This window comes from Exiguobacterium sp. PHA03, assembly GCF_041945985.1.
GTDB lineage: Bacteria > Bacillota > Bacilli > Exiguobacteriales > Exiguobacteriaceae > Exiguobacterium_A.
Window position 1 is genome coordinate 1,477,540 of sequence record NZ_JAUTYQ010000001.1, and the last position, 26,219, is coordinate 1,503,758.

The 26,219-nt window shown below is 46.1% G+C and carries 19 protein-coding genes and 1 other annotated feature; of the genes, 3 read left to right on the top strand and 16 right to left on the bottom strand.

Features of this window, described 5'->3' with window-relative positions:
- Positions 1-3 precede the first annotated feature (3 nt).
- Both Q7C19_RS07885 and Q7C19_RS07890 read right to left on the bottom strand, forming a co-directional pair.
- Positions 4-318: a hypothetical protein gene (locus Q7C19_RS07885; protein WP_035406455.1), complete on the bottom strand. Its 315-nt coding sequence runs from the start codon at positions 316-318 to the stop codon at positions 4-6.
- Positions 319-333: 15 nt separating this feature from the next.
- The gene (locus tag Q7C19_RS07890; protein WP_375091929.1) at positions 334-1,695 is read right to left on the bottom strand and encodes a G5 domain-containing protein; all 1,362 of its coding nucleotides are present in this window, start codon (positions 1,693-1,695) and stop codon (positions 334-336) included.
- A 190-nt stretch (positions 1,696-1,885) separates the two neighbouring features.
- Here Q7C19_RS07890 and Q7C19_RS07895 point away from each other — a divergent pair, with 190 nt between their 5' ends.
- The 3 genes from Q7C19_RS07895 to Q7C19_RS07905 are packed head-to-tail and all read left to right on the top strand — an operon-like array spanning position 1,886 to position 4,586.
- Positions 1,886-2,413, top strand: coding sequence for a prepilin-type N-terminal cleavage/methylation domain-containing protein (locus tag Q7C19_RS07895; protein ID WP_035406451.1), 528 nt, complete (start codon positions 1,886-1,888; stop codon positions 2,411-2,413).
- Positions 2,376-2,996, top strand: a complete 621-nt coding sequence (locus Q7C19_RS07900) for a PilW family protein (protein ID WP_056062568.1) — start codon at positions 2,376-2,378, stop codon at positions 2,994-2,996. Before Q7C19_RS07895 ends, Q7C19_RS07900 begins: the two co-directional genes overlap by 38 nt.
- Positions 2,997-3,014: 18 nt before the next feature.
- Complete coding sequence (locus tag Q7C19_RS07905) at positions 3,015-4,586, top strand: type II secretion system protein (protein ID WP_375091930.1); 1,572 nt, start codon at positions 3,015-3,017, stop codon at positions 4,584-4,586.
- A 49-nt stretch (positions 4,587-4,635) separates the two neighbouring features.
- Here the strand turns inward: Q7C19_RS07905 and Q7C19_RS07910 are convergent, their stop codons facing one another.
- The 14 genes from Q7C19_RS07910 to Q7C19_RS07975 form a co-directional block, all read right to left on the bottom strand.
- Entirely contained in the window at positions 4,636-5,322 is a 687-nt protein-coding gene (locus Q7C19_RS07910; protein ID WP_375091931.1) for an ankyrin repeat domain-containing protein, read from the bottom strand.
- 18 nt (positions 5,323-5,340) lie between these two features.
- Positions 5,341-8,919 carry a GEVED domain-containing protein gene (locus Q7C19_RS07915; RefSeq protein WP_375091932.1) on the bottom strand — a complete coding sequence of 1,193 codons (3,579 nt, stop codon included), beginning with the start codon at positions 8,917-8,919 and terminating at the stop codon, positions 5,341-5,343.
- Positions 8,920-8,989: 70 nt separating this feature from the next.
- A complete protein-coding gene (locus Q7C19_RS07920; RefSeq protein ID WP_375091933.1) occupies positions 8,990-10,234 on the bottom strand; it encodes a bifunctional folylpolyglutamate synthase/dihydrofolate synthase in 1,245 nt (414 codons plus the stop codon).
- Positions 10,235-10,288: 54 nt separating this feature from the next.
- Positions 10,289-12,925, bottom strand: coding sequence for a valine--tRNA ligase (locus Q7C19_RS07925; protein WP_375091934.1), 2,637 nt, complete (start codon positions 12,923-12,925; stop codon positions 10,289-10,291).
- Between the two features lie 50 nt (positions 12,926-12,975).
- Positions 12,976-13,205 (bottom strand) — a binding site (T-box leader).
- Between the two features lie 54 nt (positions 13,206-13,259).
- Positions 13,260-14,570, bottom strand: coding sequence for a glutamate-1-semialdehyde 2,1-aminomutase (gene hemL / locus Q7C19_RS07930; RefSeq protein ID WP_375091935.1), 1,311 nt, complete (start codon positions 14,568-14,570; stop codon positions 13,260-13,262).
- Positions 14,567-15,556 (bottom strand): porphobilinogen synthase, encoded by a 990-nt coding sequence (gene hemB / locus Q7C19_RS07935; RefSeq protein WP_035406433.1) that lies wholly within the window; start codon positions 15,554-15,556, stop codon positions 14,567-14,569. The genes hemL and hemB overlap by 4 nt, the downstream gene beginning before the upstream one ends.
- Complete coding sequence (locus Q7C19_RS07940) at positions 15,553-16,233, bottom strand: uroporphyrinogen-III synthase (protein ID WP_290772038.1); 681 nt, start codon at positions 16,231-16,233, stop codon at positions 15,553-15,555. Before Q7C19_RS07940 ends, hemB begins: the two co-directional genes overlap by 4 nt.
- Entirely contained in the window at positions 16,223-17,149 is a 927-nt protein-coding gene (hemC, locus tag Q7C19_RS07945) for a hydroxymethylbilane synthase (RefSeq protein WP_056062591.1), read from the bottom strand. Before hemC ends, Q7C19_RS07940 begins: the two co-directional genes overlap by 11 nt.
- Before the next feature lie 83 nt (positions 17,150-17,232).
- Positions 17,233-18,573 carry a glutamyl-tRNA reductase gene (gene hemA / locus Q7C19_RS07950; RefSeq protein ID WP_035406423.1) on the bottom strand — a complete coding sequence of 447 codons (1,341 nt, stop codon included), beginning with the start codon at positions 18,571-18,573 and terminating at the stop codon, positions 17,233-17,235.
- A gap of 214 nt (positions 18,574-18,787) precedes the next feature.
- A complete protein-coding gene (locus Q7C19_RS07955) occupies positions 18,788-19,930 on the bottom strand; it encodes an AI-2E family transporter (protein WP_052018986.1) in 1,143 nt (380 codons plus the stop codon).
- A gap of 27 nt (positions 19,931-19,957) precedes the next feature.
- On the bottom strand, positions 19,958-21,391 hold the full coding sequence (locus Q7C19_RS07960; protein ID WP_056062594.1) for a glycosyltransferase family 2 protein: 1,434 nt from the start codon (positions 21,389-21,391) through the stop codon (positions 19,958-19,960).
- Positions 21,381-22,400: a HEAT repeat domain-containing protein gene (locus Q7C19_RS07965; RefSeq protein ID WP_375091936.1), complete on the bottom strand. Its 1,020-nt coding sequence runs from the start codon at positions 22,398-22,400 to the stop codon at positions 21,381-21,383. The genes Q7C19_RS07960 and Q7C19_RS07965 overlap by 11 nt, the downstream gene beginning before the upstream one ends.
- Positions 22,400-23,146, bottom strand: a complete 747-nt coding sequence (locus tag Q7C19_RS07970; RefSeq protein WP_035406415.1) for a response regulator — start codon at positions 23,144-23,146, stop codon at positions 22,400-22,402. The genes Q7C19_RS07965 and Q7C19_RS07970 overlap by 1 nt, the downstream gene beginning before the upstream one ends.
- Positions 23,147-26,194: a hypothetical protein gene (locus Q7C19_RS07975; RefSeq protein ID WP_375091937.1), complete on the bottom strand. Its 3,048-nt coding sequence runs from the start codon at positions 26,192-26,194 to the stop codon at positions 23,147-23,149.
- Positions 26,195-26,219 lie beyond the last annotated feature (25 nt).

Sequence of the window (26,219 nt, forward strand, 5' to 3'; positions counted from 1 at the left end):
GAGTCATCCTTCCGCGTGCCATGTTTCTTCTTCCTCTAACACATCCGGTTTTTGATGTTTTTCATCAACTACACTTGTCACGACTGCCGTCAACAGACATAAGACGACAATCCCCGTGAGAACGAGTGGGTTAGTGATCCAGTCGAGTTGAATACTGAAATAGATCAACGTCACGATCAAAATCGCCGCAACAGATAAAATCGCTTTCGTCGTCACCGTCGTCACATAAGGAATCGTCACCGCAAACATCAGTCCACAGATGATCGTCGCTAGACCGATAATGATACCGAGTTCAATTGCTATCGTCGTCCAGTTCATCTTTTCTCCTCCTTCTTATCCGACAGGTTCCCCTGTTGTTTCGCCTTTTACCGGTGAAGCAGGATCACCCGTTTCATTACTATCCGGTGTGTCAGGTGTCGTCGGGCTTGTCGGAGACGTTGGTGTATCCGGTGTCTCGACTCCGTCCGTCTGCGGTTCATCCGTCGTTTGGTCATTATTTGTATCCGTTGAATCATTGGAATCATTCGTATCCGTCGAATCATCGGAGTTCGTGTCATCTTCCGGTTCAGGTACGACGACTGGTGCTTGTTCTTCTTGACTACTCTTTGTCACGATTGCTGGGATGGCTGCATAGAAATCAAGAGACAATAACTGCTTCTTCTCCCCTTGAGCCGTCTTCGTCACGCGATAGACTTCAATCGATTTCCCTTCTTCTCCCGCTTGTGTATCACTCGTCGTTCCAGCTGTAAGCGTTGCAGAATAACGTGTGATCGTCCGGAATGGAATCGTTTTTTCGCCTTCAAGAACGGTCGTGACCGTTTCCTTGAACGGTGTGCCTCGCAATTCAAGCGTGACATCGCTTCCGTTTTGTGTCGCAACGACACGATAGATCGATGCTTGTGTATTACGAACGGCAAAATCTGTTTTCTCATCAATTTTGACGTCATATCCTAGTGTGATGCCGTCTGGTAATGACGTATGTGGCATCCGTTCGACGATTTCAAATGGAGTCTTTGCGAACAGTTCGTATAACTTACTGCCAACATATGATCCCGCGACCGCATCCATACCGTACGTCTTGACATTCATTAATTGTCCCGGCTTGATCTCCACATTCATCATCGCCGTGATCATCTGTTCTTCAGCGGCAGACCGCGTCGAGAATGATACTGTCGATACGACCTCACCTGCCGGATCGACCGCAGCTTCCGATTGAGCAGGATCAAAGTTCCCTTCCTGTAACGTTTTACTCGTATCAATTAACCATGTCTTAAAAGCAAGGCGTTGCTCATCCGAGTAACTGATTGGCTGTGACGCCAGAAAGTTCTCAAGCGCCGCTTCGTCTACCGCAACCATCAAGTCTCCGCCTTTTTTCAAAGAAGCTTTTTTTACAGAGTCATCAGCGTTGATTTTCACGACTTCTGTTGGAATCGGTGTCGTCTCTTCTCCTGTTCCAGTTGACAGCGGCGTTTTCTTCGTCCACTCCGTAATCGCTTTCTCGACTTTCGATTGTGCTTCCTTTCGATCCATGCCACTGACTGGAACCGATCCAATACGTGCTGTCTCAGAAAATGTCGTAGGTGCCGTTGCTTTACCGGTAAAGGAAATCAAGGCAAACGATGGTACGTAAATCAGGGCTACAAGTACAAGTAATAAGAGTGTATGTATAACAAAACGCTTTGGATTAATCATCATCTGTTTCCTTTCTGTATGAATTTAATCATTTCAGGTGCCTAGTATTTCCATTATAATGAATATTATGATGAAACATAAGTCCTATCCTGACAAATCCTTTCATGATCTGTGAATAGGTGCTGTTTTTGATTTTCTAGAAAAATCATTGAGGACCTTTCATTCTCATCTATCATGAAGTAGAGGTGAATCCATGCATCGCGAGCAAGGCGGTTTTTCGCTAATCGAAGTACTAGTCAGTATCACGATTTTATCTATCATATCGGTATCTCTTATCAGTATTTTTTCTCAGTCACTAGCTGCTTCGCGTGACAGTACAGAGTTGACGTTCGCGAATTATCTGGCAAAAAACGCAACATCTTATATCAAGCGAGAAGCTTTAGAAGCGACACGTGACGAACCATTCGCTTTTAGTTCTCTATCTACACAAGCAGACAAAGCCACTTATCTAAATGGAAACTATGTCATTCCCGAGCCCACGTCTCCTTCTTGTGGACTATCGGCTATATGTACATCAATCTTTACTAATCCTGAAATCAATAATATTGCCTTTGACGTCAAATACAGTGTGACACCTCGGAAAATAGAAGGAGTCGTTAATCCAAATCTTCTTGACTTACATGTATTCGTCTATATAGAAGGTACATCTGAACCGATTACGTCATTGAAAGGATCGATTACGAATGCGACGCTCAATCAAAGTTTTCCGACAACAAAATGATGGATTCTCACTTGTCGAATTGCTTGTTGCGATCGTCATTGCCTCGATCTTTAGTGCGGTCATTTTGACCGTATTCATTTCGGGTACGAAAAGCTTTCGGGCAACTGGGATCATCAGTGAACTACGCAGTGAAGCTGATAGTCGAGTCGGTATCATCTTAAATGAAATCAGTGGATTTGATGCAATTCGGGTCGATGAAGCAAAACAATTATCGTTTTATAAAAGATCACTTCCTGTCTTGAACGCCGATACTGGATTACTTGAACGCGCCAGTGGATTCGAACCTTTTGACGCAACAGAAGAATCATCTTCTTCAGAAGAGAAAGCGAGACCAGTCCGTTATACATTTGCAGAACAAACATTGGACAGTACCGAACTAACGTATGAATCAGCGACACAGTCAATCGACGACCAAACTGAATTACTACAGACTTTCAAGTTATCGAGTCCGGAGTATCAAACCATTACATCAGGAACGTATCCGGGTCGCTACGTCATTCACGGTATTTTAACGATTACAACTACAATTCAATCGACAGATCATGAGGAAGTTCAGACCTTCACGAGTACGATTGGATTTTAACTCAGAAAGGAACACGGTATGCGTAAATCCGAAGAAGGCTATACATTACTTTTCGTTCTTGTGACTTTAACAGTCCTGTCCGTTCTCGCTGTTGCGACGATCGGTATCAGCTTACAGTCGAATCGCTTAACTGAAATCCGTGAGACAGATATCGATGTCGAGACGACGACACAAAATGATCTTGATTTAGCAGTCGCCTCCCTGCAAAACATCGTCTCTAAGACGACCGGGACTTCACCAACGACTTCTTCTCAAGCATTGTTTGAGAATCTCGATAATTCTATCGTTTTACCCTTAAAATCAATTGTTCCGAACGTGACCGTCAAGCTGAATGAAACCGCATCAAACGTCCGGGTCAAAGCGTTTGATTTAACAGCGACAGTTTCAAAACAAAAAGGCGACCAGCCGACAATAAAAAAAACGTATCGACAACGTGTCTATTTATCTGCCATTCCTAGTTTTTTGTACTATACGTTAGGCTCAGATGATCAAGTCATCTTAAATGGTGCTCCCTTGATCGAAGGTAATATTTTTTCCCGCAACGCCCTGCAAGCAACTGCGACCCCGATATTCAAATACAATAATGAGGATGGTACCTTCACTAATACTAAAGCACTTCCCTACATCGCAGGTCAGGTACGCGTTTTCCAAGAGAAGACTCAGCCATTATTGAAGTGTGGGGATTACCTCGTGTGTGATAAAACGATTTTTGATCCGAAAGGTGCAACGGAGCTAGTATCAACGAAAGAAACATTAGTTCCCTTCGATTTCGACTATGCGTTGAACGATTTTTTGAAATTACCAGTGAATACGCCTTTTACGCAAGTGGCTTCTGCATTAAAAAATTCTTCAATTCCACAATCTATATTAACGGGACCATTTTTAACAGAACTTGATACGAAGCGACAAATGATCAGTCCAGCATTAAACACAGGCAATACTGTGACATTGACAGATGATCTTGTTCAAGAAACACTCGAACCTTTAATCATTAACGGAAATTTAACGATTTCTTCTTTGAACCCTTTGACCCAGCCGCTTGAGATCAAGCGTCCTCTCGTTGTTCTTGGCAACTTACTGATTCGAGGAAATGTTGGATTTGCAACGACGATTTATGCGACTGGAACGAGTCGTCTAGATGACGCAAACATTCAAGGTCTGACTTCAACTGCGAAACAAAATACATTGATTTTACTTAGTAAAGGAAATCTTGTCATTAACCGCGTCAATAAATTTTCGACGCCTCAGACGACTACACCTGATTTAAATGCGTTTCTATATAGTGACGACGATCAAAAAAATACGATTTATTCTGTTGGTTCGACGATGAATGTACGTGGAGGAATCTTCACGAAAGGAGAACTCGAAGTCAATGCTTACCGTGGGAAACTGAATTTACCTGAAAATGCGTTCCCTGCAAACGTGACGGAGCTCGAAAAACTGATGGTCGCCAACAAATCACCGGACTTCGAAGCTTCCCGTTTACGCATGGCGTATGATGCGACAGTATTGAAAAATCCTACGGCACTACTTCCACTCAACCGAGCCGTCCAATTGTATGTTGAAACACCAAAACGTATTCAACCATAAGGAGCATGAAAAAGAGTCATTCGTCAGCGACGAACGACTCTTTTTTTGATTAAAATTTCGTTGCTCGGTATTGTTTAACAAGCTTTTTCACCTTGTTCTTTTCTACCGTTGCACCATTCTGTTGTAACATCACATACAAATCTTTTCGATTTTGTTTAACTGTTTCATAGACTGGTTGCTCTTTCCCACGATTCGGATCAGCTCCTGCTTGCAATAACAGTTTAATCGCTGCATCGTTTTGATCCAGTGTGGCATAAAAGAGTGGTGTATGTCCGAAGTCATCGATCCGATTGATTTCTTTTTTTGAAGCTTTTTTCACGAGAAGCGTATAGACATCAATCGATCGATTCACACTTGTCGCGACATGAAGGACCGACTGACCTTGCGCATTCAGTTGACTGATTTTTGCACCTTGTGCCAACCATTCAGCTACCGTACTACGGGGCGCAAATTGCGCCGCATAAAACCAGTTCGCTTTATTTTGGACGGTCTGTTCGTCAAGGAGAAGCTTCGCCTTGTCAAAGGCGAGTGTTTCTTGGAATCGACGAATGTAACGATTTTTCTCCTTTGTCGATAAAGAGGCATCCTTTAACGCTGTAGCAAGTCGTTCTGGCTTTTCCGAACGTAGTCCTTGTTCAAGTGCTGCGTGTTGATTCGCTTTTGTGACGTATACCGCCCCCCCGATTCCAATGATAATTAAAATCAAGAGGACGGCAATGATTCGTTTGCGTTTCATATCTCGCGTCCCCACTTCTTAATAAACATCTCCATCCAAGTCTGATGTTCCTGATTCAGAACCAATTGTTACCTTAAATGTCGTCGTTAGTGGTGTTTTTTGATTCTCTTTCACGACTTCGAGCACCTCTTTATTCTCTTTTAATGCCGTTACCTTGATACGTGCCACACCTGGACGCAACGGTTGCAATGCTTGCCCTGTTGCATCAATTTTGACGTATTCCTTACCTTGAAGGACTTCCAAGCGATAGAATCGCTCCGTCGCCGTCACTGGGAACCAGCGCAGAACCGGTGATTTCTTATCATCTTTCATCGTCATCGCGATATCATCAGCTGTCAGATTGATTGGATTCTCGCGTACCCGTACGAGCGTCTTCGCGACTGTATCCGGGAAATCTGTCAATGTGAGTAACGCTTCGACCGGTCCATTTGGTGTACCGGATTTACCTGTGATCGTATAACCCGATGCCGTCTGTTTCAATTCAATTGCATTACTAACAGTTGAAGTCGTAAATGGTAAGGGATAGTTCGGATTGAATGTCGCCGTTACATCTTGATTCGATCCGACCCACAGTTCCAGATTATTTGGGGAGACCGATAGTTCCGGTAACTTGACTTGGATCGTGTACTCTTGTGACTGAGCAAGATAAGTTGAGCTTCCGGCTGTTGCAGGTACAACCGCTTTAACCGTGACCATTCCTGGCGTCTTTCCTGTCAGCTCCAACGTATTTTTAGTTAAGCCATTCGTCGTCACACGAGAATCGTTCGTTACGATCCATTGAATCGGTGTGTTTCGTCCCGATACCATCGAAGCAATTCCGGACATTGATTTTGTCTCTCCCACATATAATGTATCCGGTATATTTTGAACGGTTAATCCTCCAAATACATCATTGATGACGAGTTCTGAAGTCGCTGTCAACTCTTTTCCGTTTCCGACTGGTACGACGAGTTTAATCTGTGTCGTCCCGACTTTTTTCGGTTTGATGACACCAGCTTCATCAATCGATGCGATTTCCGAATCCACAATCGACCATTTTAATGCGCCATATTGACTGCCTAAAGGATTAATTTCTGGCAAGACTTTATAAGATGGTGTCGTGATATCCATCTTAACGGACGGAATCTTCACACTTGTCGCAAAGGATGGTGTCAGTGCATAACCAATCGTCGGAAAAGCTTGTGGATCATTTGCGACGGTCGTCGATTTATCTTTCCCATTCTTTTTATCACGATATATATTTTTTATTGATGTCAACGTGTTGTCTTTTTTATCGAGTAAATGAACTCCTGCGGCATCTTTCGCACGTACTTTGACAGTAAACGTCACTTCCGATTGATTCGCGATCCATTCCCCTTTATGAACGCCTTCAATTGCCTCATCATATTCGATGTCCGGAAGATTTCCTTTGATCGTCTGACCGGTAATATTCGTCCCAGTCAGCCCCGTCGTCGATAAAATTTCAAGGTTGCTCGGGAATTGTTCGTTAAACAGAATGTTTTCCATCGTCACCGAGAACTGACCCATGATGTATCCGTTATTTCCGATGGCATCCTTTTGCATCATCGGAGACATTTTGACGGTATAGGTGATATCGGCTGTTTCCCCTTTTGGAATCGTTGCTGGATCAATCGAACGGGACAGGACGAATGGTGCGGATGCAGCCGGACGCACGACTTGAACGGTCCGTGTCTCAATCGTTTTTGCTCCCCGTTGATCTTCTGCTTCAATTCGGATCGTCACGCTCGTTTTTCCTTTAAGTTTCGATTCAAACGATTGACTGACGAATGAGTTGTTTTTCAACTTATTGTTTTCAAACACTTTCTCATCATCAATATAGATACGCGTCTTCAACTCACGATCTTGTAAATCGTAGTCGTTTATTTGGTATGAGATTGCTAAAGGCTCATTTTCAAGATAACTTGATTTGTCATATGGTAAAAGACTTTTGATTAAAGGTTTATGATTCGCACCAATAAAGGCACGATACATCGTATTCGTAAATAAATTCCGCTCCCCTACATCAGTAAAAGAAGAGGTATGTCCAGCACCTGAATACGTGATGTTTCCCTTAGTATACATATAGTAGTGATTTCGAGCATCTCCTACTGTCCTACCAGTCTCCGTATCTGCTTCTATTTCCTTAATGTTATACCAAGGTATTAAATCCGGTTGTTCTAAATCAAGAGCAAAATATTGATTGTGTGTTTGCGCAATCGAAATCTCATTGTCTAACGTAAAAGGAAATGATGTCATTTGCCCTTCATTTTGTCGAATGGCTTTCGTGGATTTTTTAGGTGCTGCAAATCCCATATTTGTATAGTAGGTTTGACCCGATGCTGTAGCGTAATCTGCTTCCCAGCGAGTTGGCGTATTTTTTACATTTGATCTAAAGATGGTATCGTGTGTCAACATGAGTCCCTGTCCCGTATTCGTAAATGACTTAACTTTATCAAATGCCAGGTCAGTAAGACTAGCAGTACCATAAGAATCTTGGAATCCGAAAATCAACATATCATATGAAGCATTTAAATCTTTTGAAGTTACTTCACTCGAAAATTTAGCTGAATCTATGACATTTAAATTAAAATTATAAAAATCATTTTTACTTAAATTTTCTCCTTTTAGATTATCTAGAAGAGAACCAGTTCCTCTCGTTCCAAGAACCTGAAGTACTTTTGCTTCAGCTAATTGATCTTTCATTAAAAAACTACCTGTCTTATAGTCTGACAATCCATTGCTTTTATTGATTCGAATCATCCACTGTCGTGGTCCTGTATAACTCGGAACGTCAAATGTATAGGTAAGTTTCCCATTAGCTGCGGCTGGTAATTCATCAACTTTTTCTGATTCATCGAACTGATCATTACTGTCAAAATCGATATAAAGTGTCACTGTAGTATCAGTCATCGACTGATCAAGAGTATAACTAAACTCAATTGGTCGATTCGGAACCGCTATCGAACCGATAGACGACAATGTGTTACCTGCTTGCTTTACTGTCACATTCGAGATACGGGGACGCACATTGATTTTTTGCTTCAATGAGTTAATGACATCATTGATATTTTCGTAAGAAACAGTTGCTTGCGTCGACACATAGTTCTTCAAGACCTTTGAGAAATTACTTTGATCATGCGTGAAAATATCTTTATGCAGATACACTGGTAGCCCTTTTCGAACATATGCATTGAGGATTTCATTACTTTTTAGTCGTGTAATATCATTTTCGATTTTACTTGTATTATGGTTTCTTTTATCAAACTCAGATAATTTAATTGAATATTTCTCTTGATCATTACTATTGATTGAAGGATCAAAAACGATTGCATCAAACGCTCCATCTAACGGAAAACGTGAGGCGTTAAGTTCCTTGACGGTCATCTTCTTAACATCAAAACGCGCTGAATCAAGTCCGGTCAATAACGAAGTGATTTTGGTTCCCGGATCAATCCGATTCGTCGTTGACCATTCATCACGAATCTCTAAAATCTTAAACTTTCCACCCGTTGCGGCTTTAGAATGTGGCTCCTGTATATACGTAAAACTTGAAAAAATCAGTAAGGTAGCTAAGGCTAGACGGATCCACTGCTTCATCATTTATCGTCTCCTCATCGTGTCATCAAAATATGGGACTATACTCCCCCATTTCATTATAACGAGAGAATCAGGATTTTCCCTTTTTTGTAAAAATGGAAGCGTAATAATGACGCACTTCACTGATGAAATAGAGTGATCCTGTCACGACGTATATCCGGTCCATCTCTAATCGATCGAAGAACTTTTCAACCGTCGTTACATTAGCCCCGTCTTGTTTTAACTCATCGAGTGTCCTTGCTCGCGGGAAATCGAATGTCGTCTCGTAAATATCTGGTGTAACGTTGCTTAACTGCGCAAGCATCGCCGACCGGTCTTTGTCACGCAAAATCGAACAGAGCAACGTCACAGGTTTTGATTCTTCCTTTAACCGTTCAACAAGTGCCGTGATGCCTTCCGGATTATGCGCACCATCGAGAATGATTCGTGGTTTGCGTGAGATGGTTTCAAATCGACCTGGATGTTTCGCTTCTCGTAGCCCTTTTCGGATCGCCGCTTTCGACCATCCGAGACGTCGCGCACAAATGACGGCGTTCGCCGCATTATGAACTTGATGATGGCCTTCAAGACCTAAGCGGGTCTCTGGAATCCCATCGTACGTTGCCCAAGTCCCCGTCTCTTTTAATCGATAACGGATGATGGCTTCCTGACTCCATTTCAACGTTGCATTTCGGTCGCCGCAATATGCCATCAACGGCACCGTCAGTTCTTCTTGCAGTTTCCCGGCGATGACCGGTGTCCCTTGTTTGATGATGCCGAACTTCTGTAAGGCGATCTCTTGGAGCGTATCTCCGAGAATCGCTTGATGATCGTGACCGATTGATGTGATGATTGCTGCGACCGGCTTTTTAAAGACGTTCGTTGAGTCATACAGTCCACCGAGACCGACCTCATAGATGACGAAATCCGGACGGATCTGATCAAAATAATAGAAAGCAAGTCCTGTCAATGCTTCGAACTCAGTGACTGTACCGAGTGCCGGATCGATGTGCCTGATGGCATCTTGAACCGCGATGGCAGCTGTAACAAGATCGTCTTCTGCGATCGGTACCCCATTCAACATGATTCGTTCCTCAAACTGAATGATGTACGGTGACGTGAATGTCCCGATTTGCAATTCTTCCGCAATTCCCATCTCACGCAAGAACGCGACCGTCGATCCTTTTCCGTTCGTTCCGGCGACATGAATCGTCGGAATCGCGTCCGGGTCAATCTGTAATTCCAGTAACATCGCCTGCATCCGTTCAAGACCTGGTTTGACGCCGAATGCTAGTAAGCTCGATAACCAATCCAATACATCTTCTCGCGTCCTCATGCTGTTCGCTCCTTTAAAAAAAGTGGCTCAAGGAGACTTGAGCCACTGCTGTAATTAGTGTGAGAGTTCGTTGATACGTGCTTCGACAGCTTGACGTTTTTCCGTATAATCAAGTGCTTTCGCTTTTTCTTCATCAATGACATGTGCTGGTGCTTTGCCGACGAAGCCAGGGTTGTTGAGTTTTTTCTCGACCCGTTCGACTTCTTTCGTATACTTAACGAGTTCTTTATTCAAGCGCGCGATTTCTTCCTCGATGTTGATCAAGTCTGCGAGCGGGATGAACAATTCTGCTCCCGTTACGATCGCACTCATCGCTTTTTCTGGCGCTGGCATTTGCTCTTCAATCCGGAGTTCAGACGCGTTCGTGAACTTTTGCAAGTACGAGCTGTTTGACGACAAGTCGTCTTGAACACGTGCGTCATTCGTCGAGATGAACAGTTGGATCTGTTTCGACATCGGTGCGTTCACTTCCGCGCGGATGTTACGAACCGAACGGATGACGTTCTGAACCGCTTCAAATGCTGGAACAGCTTCCGGGAAGTCGAGTGACGCCTCGCGTGTCGGCCATGCGGCACGTGTGATCGTCTCACCTTCATGCGGTAAGTGTTGCCAGATTTCTTCCGTGATGAACGGCATGAATGGATGCATCAAGCGCATGATCCGGTCGAGTGTATAGGCAAGAACCGAACGCGTCGTTTGTTTCGCTGCTTCGTCTTCTCCGTTGAGCGGCAACTTCGCCATCTCGATATACCAGTTACAGAAGTCTTCCCAGATGAAGTGATAGAGAATACGTCCTGCTTCACCAAACTCATATTTATCCGATAGACGTGTCACGTCATCAATCGTTGTCTGTAAACGTGTCAGGATCCACTTATCTGCGAGTGATTTTTCGCCTGTCAAATCAATCTGATCAAACGTTAAATCGTCCATGTTCATCAAGGCAAAACGGCTTGCGTTCCATAGTTTGTTCGAGAAGTTCCACGTTGCTTCAATCTTTTCCCAGTAGAAGCGGAGGTCGTTGCCTGGTGTCGATCCAGTCGTTAAGAACCAACGCAGTGAATCAGCACCGTATTTCTCGATGACATCCATCGGATCAATCCCATTTCCGAGGGATTTCGACATTTTGCGTCCTTCCGAATCACGAATCAATCCGTGGATCAAGACGTCTTGGAATGGACGTTGTCCCGTGAATTCATACGATTGGAAGATCATCCGTGATACCCAGAAGGCGATGATGTCGTATCCCGTAACCAGTGTCGATGTCGGGAAGTATTTCTGATAATCTGCTGCGTCCGTATTCGGCCAACCCATCGTTGAGAACGGCCAAAGGGCTGAAGAGAACCATGTATCGAGAACATCGTTGTCTTGCTCCCAGTTCTCGAGATCGGCTGGTGCTTCCTTGCCAACGTATACTTCGCCTGTTTCTTTATGGTACCAAGCCGGAATCCGGTGTCCCCACCACAGTTGACGGCTAACACACCAGTCACGGATATTTTCCATCCAGCGTACGTATGTGTTTTCAAAGCGTTGTGGAACGAAGTTGACCTTGTCTGGTCCTTGTTGTTCCTCGAGTGCTTTTTGCGCGAGTGGTTCCATTTTGACGAACCATTGTAATGAGAGATACGGCTCGACGATTGCATCTGAACGTTCCGAGTGACCAACAGAGTGCAAGTGTGGTTCGATTTTGATTAGAACACCTTCTGCTTTTAAATCTTCAACGATTTGTTTCCGGCATTCGAAACGATCCATGCCTTCGTATTTACCTGCATTCTCGTTCATCGTTCCATCTTCATTCATGACGAGGACACGTGGTAATTCGTGGCGGTTACCGACTTCGAAGTCGTTCGGGTCGTGTGCAGGTGTAATCTTCACGACACCTGTACCGAACTCCATGTCGACATATTCATCCGCAACAATCGGAATCTCGCGACCAACAATTGGTAACGTGATCGTTTTTCCGACGAGGTGAGCGTAACGCTCATCCTTCGGGTTCACGGCAATCGCTGTATCACCAAGCATCGTCTCAGGACGTGTCGTCGCTAGTTCAACATGACCTGAACCGTCCGTCAGTGGATAGCTGAGGTGGTAAAACGCCCCTTCGATATCCTTGTAGATGACTTCGATATCCGAGATCGCTGTTTTCGTCGCTGGGTCCCAGTTAACGATGTATTCGCCACGATAGATCAAGCCTTTTTCGTAAAGTTTAACGAAGACTTCTTGAACTGCTTCTGACAACCCTTCGTCGAGCGTGAAGCGTTCACGCGAGTAATCGAGTCCAAGACCGAGTTTTGCCCATTGTGCACGGATCGTTGACGCATACTCTTCTTTCCATGCCCAAGATTGCTCGAGGAATTTCTCACGACCCATTTCAAGACGTGATTTCCCTTCTGCCCGCAGTTTTTGTTCGACTTTTGCTTGCGTCGCGATACCGGCATGGTCCATTCCTGGTAAATAAAGAACGTCAAATCCTTGCATCCGTTTCATCCGCGTCAGCATGTCTTGTAACGTCGTGTCCCACGCGTGACCAAGGTGTAATTTACCTGTGACGTTCGGGGGTGGAATGACGATCGTGTACGGCTCTTTTTCTGGATCTTGATCGGCTTTGAAATAGTCACCTCTCACCCAAAAGTCGTACCATTTTTCTTCCGTTGCCTGCGGATCATACTTCGTTGGCATTGATAATTCCTGCATCTTGATCGCTCCCTTTTTGTCCATAATAAAAACGGCTTCTCTCGTCCTATGCTAAGGACGAAAGAAAGCCGTTGCTTTTTTCCGCGGTACCACCTTAGTTCATCCAACATCGGATGCCCTCGAGCCACGTAACGTGTGGAGGACGGATATCGCTCGTAAGACTCACGATACCAGCTCGTGGGGTGACCTTCCTCCTGTTCGTCCGTCACATCTTTCAGCCAAGGATGTGTTCTCTACGCCGGTACGAATACAGGACTACTCTTCCCGTCATCGCTGTTGCCATTTTCTTCTTTATTCATTTTAGCCGAGAGTTCAAGCAATCGTCAAGAACTGCTTAACGATCGAACTCAACTTGGAGTTCCTTGAACGTCAATTCGACGGCTTCAATCGTCTGTTCGATATCTTCGTCCGTATGGGCAATCGAGAGGAAGAGACCTTCGAATTGTGATGGTGGTAAGAAGACACCACGCGCCGCCATCTTTTGATAATACGAACGGAACATCTCAAGGTTCGATGTTTTCGCTTTTTCGAAGTTCGTGACACGTTCATCCGTGAAGAAGACACCAAACATCGCACCCGCACGGTTCGTCGTCAGTGGAATGTTATATTTCGCCGCAGCATTCAGGTAGCCTTCAGACAGACGGCTCGCTTTCCAGTCGAACTCTTCATAGTGCTCGGGTTTCAATTGCGTCAGTGTCGCTAGACCCGCTGCCATCGCAAGTGGGTTCCCGGATAACGTACCTGCTTGATAAATTGGACCTTGTGGTGCGATCTGTTCCATGATGTCACGACGTCCGCCATAAGCACCGACTGGCATTCCGCCGCCGATGACTTTACCGAGACACGTGATATCCGGCGTGACACCGAAGTGTCCTTGCGCACAGTGGAATCCGACACGGAAACCAGTCATGACTTCGTCAAAAATTAATAACGCACCGTTTTCTGATGTGATTTCCCGTAAGCCTTCAAGGAATCCTGGTTCTGGTGGCACGAAGCCCATGTTCCCAGCAGCCGGTTCGACGATGACACCCGCGATATCGTCGCCGTGTTTTTCAAACGCGATCCGGACAGCATCCAAATCGTTGTAAGGAACCGTCAGTGTCATGCTCGCAATTTGCGCTGGAACGCCTGGTGAATCCGGTAGTCCAAGTGTCGCGACACCTGAACCTGCTTTAATCAAGAGTGAGTCCCCATGACCGTGGTAACAGCCTTCGAACTTCAAGATTTTTGTCCGACCTGTATAGCCGCGCGCGAGACGAAGGGCAGCCATCGTCGCTTCTGTACCCGAATTGACCATCCGGACGACTTCGACCGACGGTACACGACTGATGACGACTTCCGCCATCGCTGATTCGATTTCTGTTGGTGTCCCGTAACTCCAGCCACGCGTCGCTTGTTCTTGAATCGCTGACGTGACGATTGGATCGGCATGACCGAGAATCATCGGTCCCCATGACAGGACGTAATCGATATACTCTTTTCCGTCGATATCATAGAGCTTTGATCCTTTCGCATGATCTGCGAAAATTGGTGTCATCCCGACCGATTTATAAGCACGCACTGGACTGTTGACACCACCCGGCATGAGCGGGAGTGCCCGCTCGAACGCTTCTTTTGATTTTGAGTTCTGGTTAATTAAGCTCATTTCGACCCCTCCAGGTAACGACAAATGTCTTTTGCGAAATAGGTGATAATTAAATCAGCTCCTGCTCGTTTAAAGCCAAGCATCGTCTCAAGGACGATTCGTTCTTCGTCGATCCAGCCGTTCAGGGCTGCAGCTTTGACCATCGCATACTCACCCGATACGTTATACGCAACGATTGGTAGATCAATCCGCTCGCGCACATCACGAATGATGTCCATGAACGCAAGCGCAGGTTTGACGATCATGAAGTCAGCTCCTTGATCGACGTCCGCTGTTGCTTCTCGGAACGCTTCGCGACGGTTTGCTGGGTCCATTTGGTAGCCTTTCCGGTCGCCTTCTCCTGGTGCCGAGTTTGCCGCGTCACGGAATGGACCATAATAAGCAGATGCATATTTAACGCCATAGCTCATGACCGGAATATGGCTGAAGCCGTTCTCGTCCAACCCTTGACGAATCGCTGCGACGAATCCGTCCATCATTGATGATGGAGCGATGACATCGGCACCCGCCTGAGCTTGTGAGATGGCTGTTTTGACGTGAAGCGGTAATGACGCATCATTATCGACCGTTCCGTCCGCAACGATTCCACAGTGACCTGTCGACGTATATTCACATAAGCATGTGTCGGCAATGACCGTTAGCTGCGGAGCAACTTTTTTGACGAGACGTGTTGCCTCTTGAACGATCCCGTGATCGTGAAACGCACCTGATCCTTGCTCGTCTTTTAAGTGGTCGTGCGGGACACCGAATAAGATGACGGATTCGATTCCGAGTGCGACGACTTCTTCGATCTCAGCCGTCAGATGATCGAGTGATAAGTTGAAGACGCCAGGCATCGAGCTGACTTCGCGTTTGATATCTTCGCCTTCAGCAACGAAGATCGGATAAATCAAATCCGATTTATGCAACTGGTTCTCGCGGACGAGTGACCGGAGTGATGCGGTATGACGTAAACGACGGTGACGTGCGTATTCTAATGTGTTCATGCTGATTCCTCCTCAATGATACGATCAATCATGCCGTCCACCGTGAATTCACGGGCGACATGAATCGGTTGAAGTCCGGCTGCTTTTGCTGCTTGCTCCGTGATCGTCCCGATGACGATGAAGGTCGTCTTCAGGTCTAGCGGAGCAATCGCTTCGACAGCGGAAGGACTCTGCAGTCCAATATAGGTGGCATTTCTGATAAGAGCTTCAGGTAGTCGACGGGTGACGGTTTCATAGGTGATAATATCCTCGATCGTATATCGATTCAGTTTTCGTAACTGATCGACCGGTGCTTGCCGCGATCGGTTCCCTCGCGCAAAAACGATATGATCGCCGTCAGACAAGTGTGGTCCCAGTTCTGCGACGAGTGCGTCTCCTGTAAAGGTTGACGGACAAAAGTCGGCTGTTCGACCATACTTCGCAAGTGCATCTGCTGTCTTTCGTCCAACGACCGCGATACGCGTTTCTGCTAATTCAGGCAATGCATCAGCAACCCGGTGGACGCCATTCGGACTCGTCACGATGAGCCAATCAATTCCCTTCGGCAACGTAAACGAAACAGGTCGCGTTTCAATGACTGGATAATGCACTGACTCGATTGCGACGTCACGCAGTCGCGCCATCTGCTCGTTCGTCGGTGGTCGACTTCCCGTGAACAATACCTGCTTACAAGTCATCCGGAAGTGTTGCGAGAATCTCACGACCGCCCGAAGCAAGCAGACGTTCGGCAACGTCTTGACCGAGATGCATCGGGTCAAGACCTGATTCGCGTTCGATTAGAATTTGCTCCCCATCGACGGATCCGATGAATCCGACAAGTGTCGTTGACATGTCTTCGTTGATCGTCGCGAATCCACCGACAGGAACGTGACAGCTACCTTCGATGGCTGCTAGGAAAGCGCGTTCTGCGTATGCCACTTTTTCTGTCATCTGATCATGGATCAGGTGCAGGAGATCACGTACTTCTTGATCATGTTCGCGACATTCGATACCGAGGATTCCTTGACCGACAGCTGGAATCATGTCTTCTGTTGAAAGATATTCCGATACGACATCTTCAGACCAACCCATCCGTTTTAAACCAGCTGCTGCAAGCAGAATCCCGTCAAACGGACCATTTTTTAATTTATCAAGTCGTGTATCGATGTTCCCGCGAATCGATTCGATTTTTAAATCAGGGCGGAGTTTTAGCAATTGTGATCCACGACGTAAGCTGCTCGTGCCGACAACCGCACCTTCTGGCAAGGAAGCAAGACCTTCTCCTGTTTTCGTGATCAAGGCATCACGCGCATCGACACGTGCCGGTGTGGCACCGATGATGAGACCATCCGGTAGTTCAGACGGTAAATCCTTCATGCTGTGAACAGCAAAATCGATTTCTTCGTCAATCATCTGCTGTTCGATCTCTTTTACGAATAACCCTTTACCACCGACTTTTGAGAGCGTCACATCCAAAATGCGGTCTCCTTTTGTGATGATGTTCTTGATTTCGAACTCATACGGCGCGCCGGCTTGTTTCAACTGGTCAATGACCCATTTCGTCTGTGTCATCGCTAGCTTCGAGCTTCGCGATCCAACAATGATTTTTCGCATGCTAAAATCCCCCTGTACAATGATAAAGGGGCGGCACAAGTCCGCCCCATGCATTTTCTATTGTAACACAAATCGTACTTTGTTCACCGGTTCACAGCTTTTGCTGAAGGTGTCGTCTCTTCTGACGTCACGATTTCATCTTCGAGCCCATCAAACAAGTCTTCGTTTAATGCGAACGTATCCATGAACTGCGCAATCCGCTCATCAGCATCCGGTTTCGCTGCCGCATCTTTGATGTAAGATAGCGGTTCACGCAACAATTGATTGATGATGGATTTCATGTGTTTACCAATGACGGTTTTTTCACGTTTTGACATCTCCGGTAATTTCCGTTCCAAGCTTTGCATTGTCTCTTGTTGAATCCGCAATGCTTGGTCTCGTAATTCCGTGATGATCGGCACGACACCAAGTGTCGTCATCCACCCTTCGAACTCAGCGATTGCCGCTTCGATTCGTTGTTCGATTTTCGCCGCTTCCTTCATCCGTTCCGCCATGTTTTGCTGGACGATCGATGTCAAATCATCGACATCATATAAATGAACGCCTGGCAAGTCACCAACGGTCGGTTCGATGTCGCGCGGTACTGCGATGTCAATCAACAAGAATGGACGATCGTGACGGAACAGCTGTGCTGCTGCGATGTCTTCCCGTTTGATGATGGCACGTTTTGCACCTGTTGAAGAAATGACGATGTCTGCCCGAAGCAAACCGCACTGCATCTCGTTAATCGAATGCGCTGATCCCTCGAACCGATTCGCGACCTCTTCTGCTTTGGCGAGCGTCCGGTTAAAGACCGTGATGTCACGAGCTCCTGCTTCATATAAGTTGAGCGTCGTCAATTCGCCAGTTTCTCCCGCACCGATGACGACAATCGATTTATCTTCAAGCGATCCGAGTAACTGTTCGGCAAGCGTGACGGCAGCAGCACTGACAGAAACGGCATTTTCACCGATTCCAGTTTCTGCGTGAGCCCGTTTGGCGAGCGTGACCGCTTCTTTGAAGAGTTTGTTAAAGACCGTTCCTGTCGTTTCAAGCTTCTGTGCCATGAAGAAGCTTGTCTTGACCTGACCAAGGATTTGCGTTTCACCGACGATCATTGAATCAAGACCACTTGTCACGCGGAACAGATGTTTCATCGCATCGAATCCTTCATGGATGAAGAGATACGGCTCGAGCTCTTCCATCGTCAAACCAAACCAGTTTGCAAGGAAACGTTTTGTATAATACCGTCCTGTATGTGGCTGATCCGTCACGACGTACAGTTCCGTCCGGTTACATGTCGAGACGATGACACTTTCAAAGATACTTTTTTCATCGCGCAATGCGACGACCGCTCCCTTCATCTCATGCTCCCCAAATGAGACTTGTTCGCGTATTGATACAGGCGCTGTTTTGTTATTCAAGCCGACCACTACGATATGCATGCGCTCTACCCCTTACGTCCAAAGATTTCGTTCCGATCTATCTTTTCGTTCTCTATCCTACATTATAACCATTATAAAAAAGATTCCAATCAATTTATAAACTAAAATGAGTCGAAGTTGTGAAATCTTCTTCATTTTTTCTCTTCTTCTACCTTATCCCTCTCCCGTAAAAATCACAAACCCTCTGCTCCTAAAAAGAGCAGAGGGTTATACTTTACTTCAACGATTCAGGTGATACCGTCACGTCCGGTACGTCGAGACGTTGCTGACGTAAACGATAAATCCGAGCGATGTTCTGAATGACGACTTTTGAGACCGCATAGGTCGGAACTGCCAAGATGACACCGATGATGCCACCGATTTTCCCGGCAACGAGCAAAACGATGATGATCGTCAAGGGATGGACCTTGAGTGTTTTTCCTTGAACGTAAGGAGAAATCAAGTTCGATTCGATTTGTTGCGCGACGACGATCGTGATGATCGCATAGACCGCTTTGATCGGATCATCAATGAATCCGACAATGACTGCCGGGACGGCACCGATGTAAGGTCCAAGATACGGGATGATGTTCGTCACCGTACAGAATAAGGCAAGTAATAACGCATATTGAATGTCAGCAATGAAAAAGCCGATCAAGGACATCACACCGACGCAGATTGAGACGATGACCTGTCCGTTGACGTAATGCTTCACTGTCACGTGCATGTCGTGCAGAATTTTACGCGTTTCCGTTTCGTAGCTACGCGGTAACAATTTCACGACGGAGTCAGGGAATTTATACCCGTCAAGCAACATATACACTAAGATGAACGGCACTAAGACGATGATTAAGACCGTCGAAGAGATGACACCGAAAATCGTTCCAACGGACGTCGAGACGGACTTGAAGACGGTACCGACATACGATGTCGCTTCATTCGTCCACTTATCAAATAAATCTGTATTCTCATGTACCCAGGTCGAGATAAAACGATTGTCCATCAGCTGATCGCGTAAATTTAACGTTTGATCACGCAATTCGATGACGAGCGTCGGAATGCTCGTTGCAAAATCTGTCACCTGCTCAACTAAGATCGGTCCGATTGAAGCGACGGCGATCGTCAGGATCGTGATGAAACCAAGTAAAACGATCAACACGGCAAGACCACGTTTCTTGACTCGTTTTTGCAACGCATCTACGATCCCAAGCGTGAAGTAATAGAAAATACCCGCAATAATGAGCGGTGGGAAGATCAATGCCAGCATGACTTTTATCGGCTGGAATAAAAATGAGATCTTTGTACCGACCCAGATGACAAGAAAAATCACTAATACCCAAATTAATGCTTTAAACCATTTGTTTCGTAACAAATCCACCTAGCATATCCTCCTCATACCTATTCGTCAGCCGACTTTTTCCTCGGTGACGTCTTCGAGACGTTGGCGCTCCATCTGTCCCCAGTTTCCTCGACCAGTCAAGAATTGAATCAATCCACCTAGTTTGAAGAAGACTAAAATCGGACGGTACCAGAACGACTCGGTCAAGGACCATAAATACAACCGAATCAATTCTTTGACATTCTTGAATCGGTGCATCGTCCACTCTTCCAATAATACGGCACCTGCTGATAATAAGGAACCATAGAGTAAAGCGACGACCAATAAGACGATACCAAATTCAAAGTTAAGCGTCCCGACGAGCAGGTTGAGCGGAATGATGAAATATCCGATCAGTTCAACGATAGGTCCGAGTAATTCAATCAAAAAGAAATATAGCATCGAAACGCCACCAACAGAACCATACTTCGGATTACCGATCATGCGCTTATGGGTCCAGAGTGTCTCAGCTAGCCCACGGTGCCAACGTGTCCGTTGCGACCGCAACACTTCCATTGACTCCGGAGCTTGCGTCCAACAAACTGGTGCCGGAACGTACTCGATGCGTTTATCGAGTTTATTTTCCTTCATGTATCGGTGCAAACGAACGACAAGTTCCATATCCTCACCGACAAGTCCTTCCTTATATCCACCTGCCTGGACAACGATGTTCTTTTGGAACAGACCGAACGCACCAGAGACAATCAATAAGATGTTGAAACGGCTAAGTCCAAGGCGACCAAATAAGAATGCTCGGAAATATTCAATCATCTGCATCAAGACGATCCGTTGTTTTGGTGTCCGAATCTCGACGATTTCACCACCTTCAATCGTACAGCCATTGACGAGGAAGATTGAACCGCATGTCGCGACGACCTCTTCGTCGGACTCGACGATCGGTTTCATGACTTTTAATAGGGCATCCCGCTCTAAAATCGAATCCGCGTCAAGCGAGCAGAAATACGGATAACTGGAATGGTCGATACCGGCATTCAAGGCATCCGCCTTTCCACCATTCTCTTTATCGATAACGATCAAACGACTATCGATCCGCGAACGGTAGACTTGTTTGACCGGCTTCGAACCAATTAGAATCCTCGGATAGCGGATTTCCTTCTCCAGCTCATACGATCGGAACAATTCGTCCATCGTTCCGTCCTTTGAACCATCATTGATGACGATGACTTCATGCTCCGGATAGTCAAGTGCTAGCAAAGCTTGGACACTCGAGACGATCGTATATTCCTCATTGTACGCTGGTACAAGGATACTGACCGGCCGTGTATAGAGAGAGCGCATCAGTGGCAAGTAAGAGCTCTCTTTCCGACGGAAGCGTTGCCGTCGCACCATTTGAGCTGAAATCAGGTAAAGCATCGAATAGAACACGATGACGAGTAACATATAAATCAACACTGTCCATGAAAGGACTTCAATAATGGCTTGGATTGTCTCAGACGACATGATGTTTCATCTCCTTTGCCAACCGTTCTGTAGCTTTTTGACGCGCATAGCGGTCGGGGTGTGTACTTGATACCTTCGCCAATTGTTCGATCCCGCCACAAGCAAGCAGCGCATCAAAGGCAGCCGTCCGGACCCACCACGATCGACTACCGACAAACGGTAAGATCGCTGGTATCGCATCGGCTGGAACGACATGTTCTAGGAAACGAAGGGCAAGCATTTGCTCAACCCAACTTGATTCTTCTTCCAAGTAAGGCACATATAACTTCCAGTCCTCCTCAAGCCCGATTCGCGTGAGCGCACGAAGGGCACGTTTTCGGATTTCCGGATTATCATCTGTCGTCTTGTCACGAACGAGTGCGATATAACGTGTCTCATCGCGATCAAAGATCAACTGAAGGATCGCTAACTTAAAGGACAGTGTCAATTCTTCAAACGCAGCCACCCATTCCTCTAAGTCTTGACTACGACCGACCGCAAGAATCGCACCGAAGAAACTAATCCCATTTTCTTGCTTGGCGATGGCGATCGCATCTTGCGGTGATAGTGAGACGAGGGTCCGAACGATGACATCGCTCTCTTCTTTTTCAATCGTGTTTCCCCAACGCGCATGAATCATCGGTGCGACTGCTACCAAACGGAATTGAGAGACGGCCTCATAAGCGTTCAAGCGACGGTCAATCCGGCGATGCTTCAATTGTTGTTCGTAATAGGCATGCATATTAGCAGCGACAAAAGCTTGCACTCGTTCGAGATGTGCCGGTGTTGCCGTCAAGTTAGACAGTGCGAAGAGCTCAAGCTCAGCTAAATCCTCGTTTCCTTTTTGAACCGTCGGCATGTCCTGACGTTCACCTGTCGCATAGTCGTAGATGTCATCTCGAAAGACAAGTTGCCAATCGCTACGGGCATGCTCGCGGTTGGCGCGTTTTCGTTTTTGAACGACGAGATAGACCAATGCTCCACCTTGTAAGAAAACGAGTACAACGATAAATACTAGAATCGCCTGCATCATCGGCCATCCTCAACTTTTCGGATCCACGCGCGGAATTCTTCGATTTTTAACGGAAGGGTCATAATGTAATCAACACCTCGGTCAATCGCAAGAACATGATCGCGTTCACGGTTGTACATCGAGATCATCATCGATTGGAACGGTGCAACACTCTGATGTTTTGCTCGCAGTAGTAATTCCAGCCCATCTGCTCGTGGTAATGCTGACGTAAACACGAGTAAGTACGGACGGGATGCTACGTACTCGTCAAGGAATGTCTCTGCTCGTTCGAATGTTACGAACCGTTCGAAGCGTTCCGTCAGTTCCCGTTCCATCATCCGACGGATATGCGGATCTTCCGTTACGACGACGACATCCGCGATATGATGGATTTTTTTATAACGCGCTAGCCGGTCAAGGACAAGCTCCCGCGATAGTGTCGCCGGTAGAATTTCTCGCGCATTTTCTAAACCATAGAAAGAAGTCTCTGTATTAAAATACACGACGGGAATTCGTTCCTCGATGACAGGTTCGCTTGCGAGAACGACATCGGCATAAGAAATGTCCGTCCGCACGCACCATCCCTCTTCAATCAATCCGTTGACCGCCTCCGGCATTTGTCCGACTGTGTGCACGAACAAGGTATTCGTCGACGATTGCCGGACGGTTTCTTCCGTCCATTCAATCGTCGAACTGACCTCACGATCTTGACTTGTTGATTCAAACGACTGATTGATTAATTTCCACATCTCTTCACGTCGCATTTAATTTCCTCCCTCAGTGAATGCTTTTTTCATCGTCCGATAGACAGGTTTCAGTTCTTCTCGCTGTTGCGGATTCGTCCACTCTGCCCAGTTGTAGAAACCACGATCTTTTTCAGGGATACGTGTCTCACCGACTTGACCTGTGACTTCGATTCCTTCCGTAATCATCTTCGCTTCTAATCCATCTTTCCAGAAGTCACCGATGATTTCATGTTTACTAGGGTCTCGCATATTCAAGACCATCCATGGAATACGGAGCTCTACGGTTGGTTTCGTGATATCTGAGATATCTGTCAAGATATCGTCTGGTTCTCCTTCATGTAGAACACCCGTGTCCCACTTGACGGCTGGTTTGACGATTTTTTTCGTCACCGGGTCGCGTCTTGCATAATCGAGCATTTGATAAATTGGAACGAACTTACCGCTGTCTTTTTGATCAGACGGTGGTTTTACCATCTCAAACGGCATCTTGAGACCATAGTGATAACGGAAGATATCATAACGAGCATCGACATCGATGCGCGCCTTCTGATCGATCGTCAGGCGATATTCCGCTCCTTCGTCAAGCATCAACGGACCGACTTTCGTATTCCCATCGTTTGGTTTCGTCGATAGCGCAAGTGTCGTCGGCTCTGCTTTTTTCCGGTCGATACGCAAATAGAGATAGGCTTCGTCGGATGTCATATATATCGCTTGATCCTTATTTTCAGCGACTGGTGCATACCCTTTCCAATCATCCAATTTCCCGTCAATGACGATATCTGAACGTAGGAAACCAAGCATACCGAAATGTTGTTCGCTCGTCTGGACATTCGACCAACGGGGGCGCGTATTGGCATCATCATAATCCATCGTGTTCCACGTCCGCTTGAACCATTCATCTTGCCAGATGAAGACGAGTCCACCGGCTGTTTTGACGTCTTTAATGTCTTGATAGAGTTGTGCGACGAGTTCGCCTTGTTTCTTCTCACTGACATGCCCTTGATCGAAACCATTTGGTCCGAGGTGCGTCTTCCCGCGAGAACTCGGAATTCCGAATTCTGATACAAGTAGCGGCATATCATGATAATCCTTCATCTTCTTCAAGTAACGGGCATACGATTCAGATCCTTTGTCCGTTTTTTGACTGTACTCTTCCTTGATGAACGAAGGATAGTACGGATAGATGTGGTAAGACGCGAACAAGCCACCCGGGAAATCCTTCGTTGCTTTTAAGTGATTGAAATCAATGGAGACGAGGTCCTGTTCTTCCTCAATCTCTTTTGGGTGTTTCAACGGATCCGTCGTCGGCCAGTTCGTCGAACCGATTGGTCGTGTTGTACCGTACTCTTTGATTTCGTGTGCAGTCGCCGTATCCATCCGACCTGCTAACCACGATTCGAAAGGAGACGCTTCTTTCGTCGTCGTTACGTATTGTCCTTCGAAACGTGTTCCTTTGTTCTTTTTATTTGTTTCAACGACAGCTTCCGGTAACCATTCGATTCCGAAGACGAATGCTGAAACGTATTGTGAGACGTCTGAAGTGTATGTTCCGGAAGCATGACCAACAACTTCTTTAACGACTGCGTTTCCATGAATGACATCAACCATTCGTTTTGCTTCCGTATCTGTCATCTTCATGAACTTTGGATCGAATGCATTTTTTAGTTCCTCGAACGGCTTCTCTTCGACCCACATGCCTTGCATGAGATAAATCGGTTGTTTCGCCTGTTCGTTGTAAGCTTTTAATGCATCGTAAAAAGCAGGAGGGTGCAACGTGTACACACGAATCGTATTGACCCCCATCGCTCCGATTTCCTTCAACCAACGATCATATTCGTTTCGGCTGATGGCATGTTCCCCAGGAAATGCACCTGGTCGACCAAGTCCAATGTTGACACCCTTAACGAAGTACGGCTTCCATTCACCATCTTGATACATCTCAAGTGTGTCCTGTCCTTCACGAGCTCGGGTCCGCAACTCTTGGTTACCGACCTTCGTTTTTGAAAGTGGTTTGACTTTCGCAGTTTGTGTCGAGATCCGTTTCGTATCCTCAAGAATCCGCGTCAGCGTCGGGGCGTAAATCTTCCAGAAGAACGCCGATTCACTTTCCGCGCTATCGAGGATGAACTGTTTGCGGAACCAATCGAGACCACTGTATCGATAATAACGTGGGATATCCGCGACGTCCGTATAATCACCAGCAAAATAGTGACCACTTCCTTGCGTGACATACGCTGGAAACTCAAGCGGCAACTGGTATTTTCGAAGCATTGCTTGTGTCTGTTTCGAAGGGTTCCAAGAGAAATGCGCTTGTTGTTTCCCGCCATCTAGTTCAAGAATCTCGAACCAGTAGTTATAACGGACCTCATCTTTTGCATTCCCCTTATTTTGATCCCACTTGTAAAGTAAAGGAGTGTCATCATTGACGAAAAAAGCTTTTTCGGTCGAATCATTAATAAAAACATAACCCGGACCTGATAGTTTGAACTCTTTTTCTTTCGCTTGTGTTTTTAATTGAGCTACGACGTTTTTCTCAAGACCTTGCAGTTTTGTTAAATCTGGGAAAAATCGACCGATCCATCCTGTCCAAGCCGTCCCGAATAATTGTCGAAACGCATTGGACCGCTCGACTGACGTCGGACTTGCTGCTGTATTAAATTCCGCCACGACGGTTTTCCCTTGCGAAATCGCTTCAGTTGCGAGCTCGACGTCTTCTGTCGTCAAGCCACCACGATGTTCTTTTTTCCCGTTGACGTCATATGATTTTCCGTACGTATCCGTAAACAACAGCACATCTGCTTTAGAGGCTTGTTGTAACATTTTTTTACCTTGTGTACCATCATAACGGTTGATGTAGTCCGAATACGTATAATCTTGCCCTTGCATATTTCGGATCTTTAAGTGATTCAATAACCACGTCGTTCCGGCATGCTCTCGCTCTTCCGTTCCGTTCGTGTAATCAAATAGCGCAATGTTTAATGTCTTTTCCTGCTTCAAGAACCAAATGGCAAATGGTGTCAGAACGAGTAAGACGACGATTGCGAACGTCCATTTATAACGCCTCATATTGGCATAGCCTCCCACTAGAACA

Excerpts from the sequence above, each read along its gene's own strand:
- Q7C19_RS07975 (WP_375091937.1), bottom strand. The coding sequence starts at position 26,194 with ATGAGGCGTTATAAATGGACGTTCGCAATCGTCGTCTTACTCGTTCTG.
- Q7C19_RS07885 (WP_035406455.1), bottom strand. The coding sequence starts at position 318 with ATGAACTGGACGACGATAGCAATTGAACTCGGTATCATTATCGGTCTA.
- hemL (WP_375091935.1), bottom strand. The coding sequence starts at position 14,570 with ATGAGCTTAATTAACCAGAACTCAAAATCAAAAGAAGCGTTCGAGCGG.
- hemC (WP_056062591.1), bottom strand. The coding sequence starts at position 17,149 with ATGCGAAAAATCATTGTTGGATCGCGAAGCTCGAAGCTAGCGATGACA.
- Q7C19_RS07915 (WP_375091932.1), bottom strand. The coding sequence starts at position 8,919 with ATGAAGCAGTGGATCCGTCTAGCCTTAGCTACCTTACTGATTTTTTCA.
- Q7C19_RS07965 (WP_375091936.1), bottom strand. The coding sequence starts at position 22,400 with ATGCAGGCGATTCTAGTATTTATCGTTGTACTCGTTTTCTTACAAGGT.
- hemA (WP_035406423.1), bottom strand. The coding sequence starts at position 18,573 with ATGCATATCGTAGTGGTCGGCTTGAATAACAAAACAGCGCCTGTATCA.
- Q7C19_RS07895 (WP_035406451.1), top strand. The coding sequence starts at position 1,886 with ATGCATCGCGAGCAAGGCGGTTTTTCGCTAATCGAAGTACTAGTCAGT.
- Q7C19_RS07940 (WP_290772038.1), bottom strand. The coding sequence starts at position 16,233 with ATGACTTGTAAGCAGGTATTGTTCACGGGAAGTCGACCACCGACGAAC.
- Q7C19_RS07925 (WP_375091934.1), bottom strand. The coding sequence starts at position 12,925 with ATGCAGGAATTATCAATGCCAACGAAGTATGATCCGCAGGCAACGGAA.
- Q7C19_RS07960 (WP_056062594.1), bottom strand. The coding sequence starts at position 21,391 with ATGTCGTCTGAGACAATCCAAGCCATTATTGAAGTCCTTTCATGGACA.
- Q7C19_RS07920 (WP_375091933.1), bottom strand. The coding sequence starts at position 10,234 with ATGAGGACGCGAGAAGATGTATTGGATTGGTTATCGAGCTTACTAGCA.
- Q7C19_RS07890 (WP_375091929.1), bottom strand. The coding sequence starts at position 1,695 with ATGATGATTAATCCAAAGCGTTTTGTTATACATACACTCTTATTACTT.
- Q7C19_RS07905 (WP_375091930.1), top strand. The coding sequence starts at position 3,015 with ATGCGTAAATCCGAAGAAGGCTATACATTACTTTTCGTTCTTGTGACT.
- Q7C19_RS07900 (WP_056062568.1), top strand. The coding sequence starts at position 2,376 with ATGCGACGCTCAATCAAAGTTTTCCGACAACAAAATGATGGATTCTCA.
- Q7C19_RS07970 (WP_035406415.1), bottom strand. The coding sequence starts at position 23,146 with ATGCGACGTGAAGAGATGTGGAAATTAATCAATCAGTCGTTTGAATCA.
- Q7C19_RS07910 (WP_375091931.1), bottom strand. The coding sequence starts at position 5,322 with ATGAAACGCAAACGAATCATTGCCGTCCTCTTGATTTTAATTATCATT.
- hemB (WP_035406433.1), bottom strand. The coding sequence starts at position 15,556 with ATGAACACATTAGAATACGCACGTCACCGTCGTTTACGTCATACCGCA.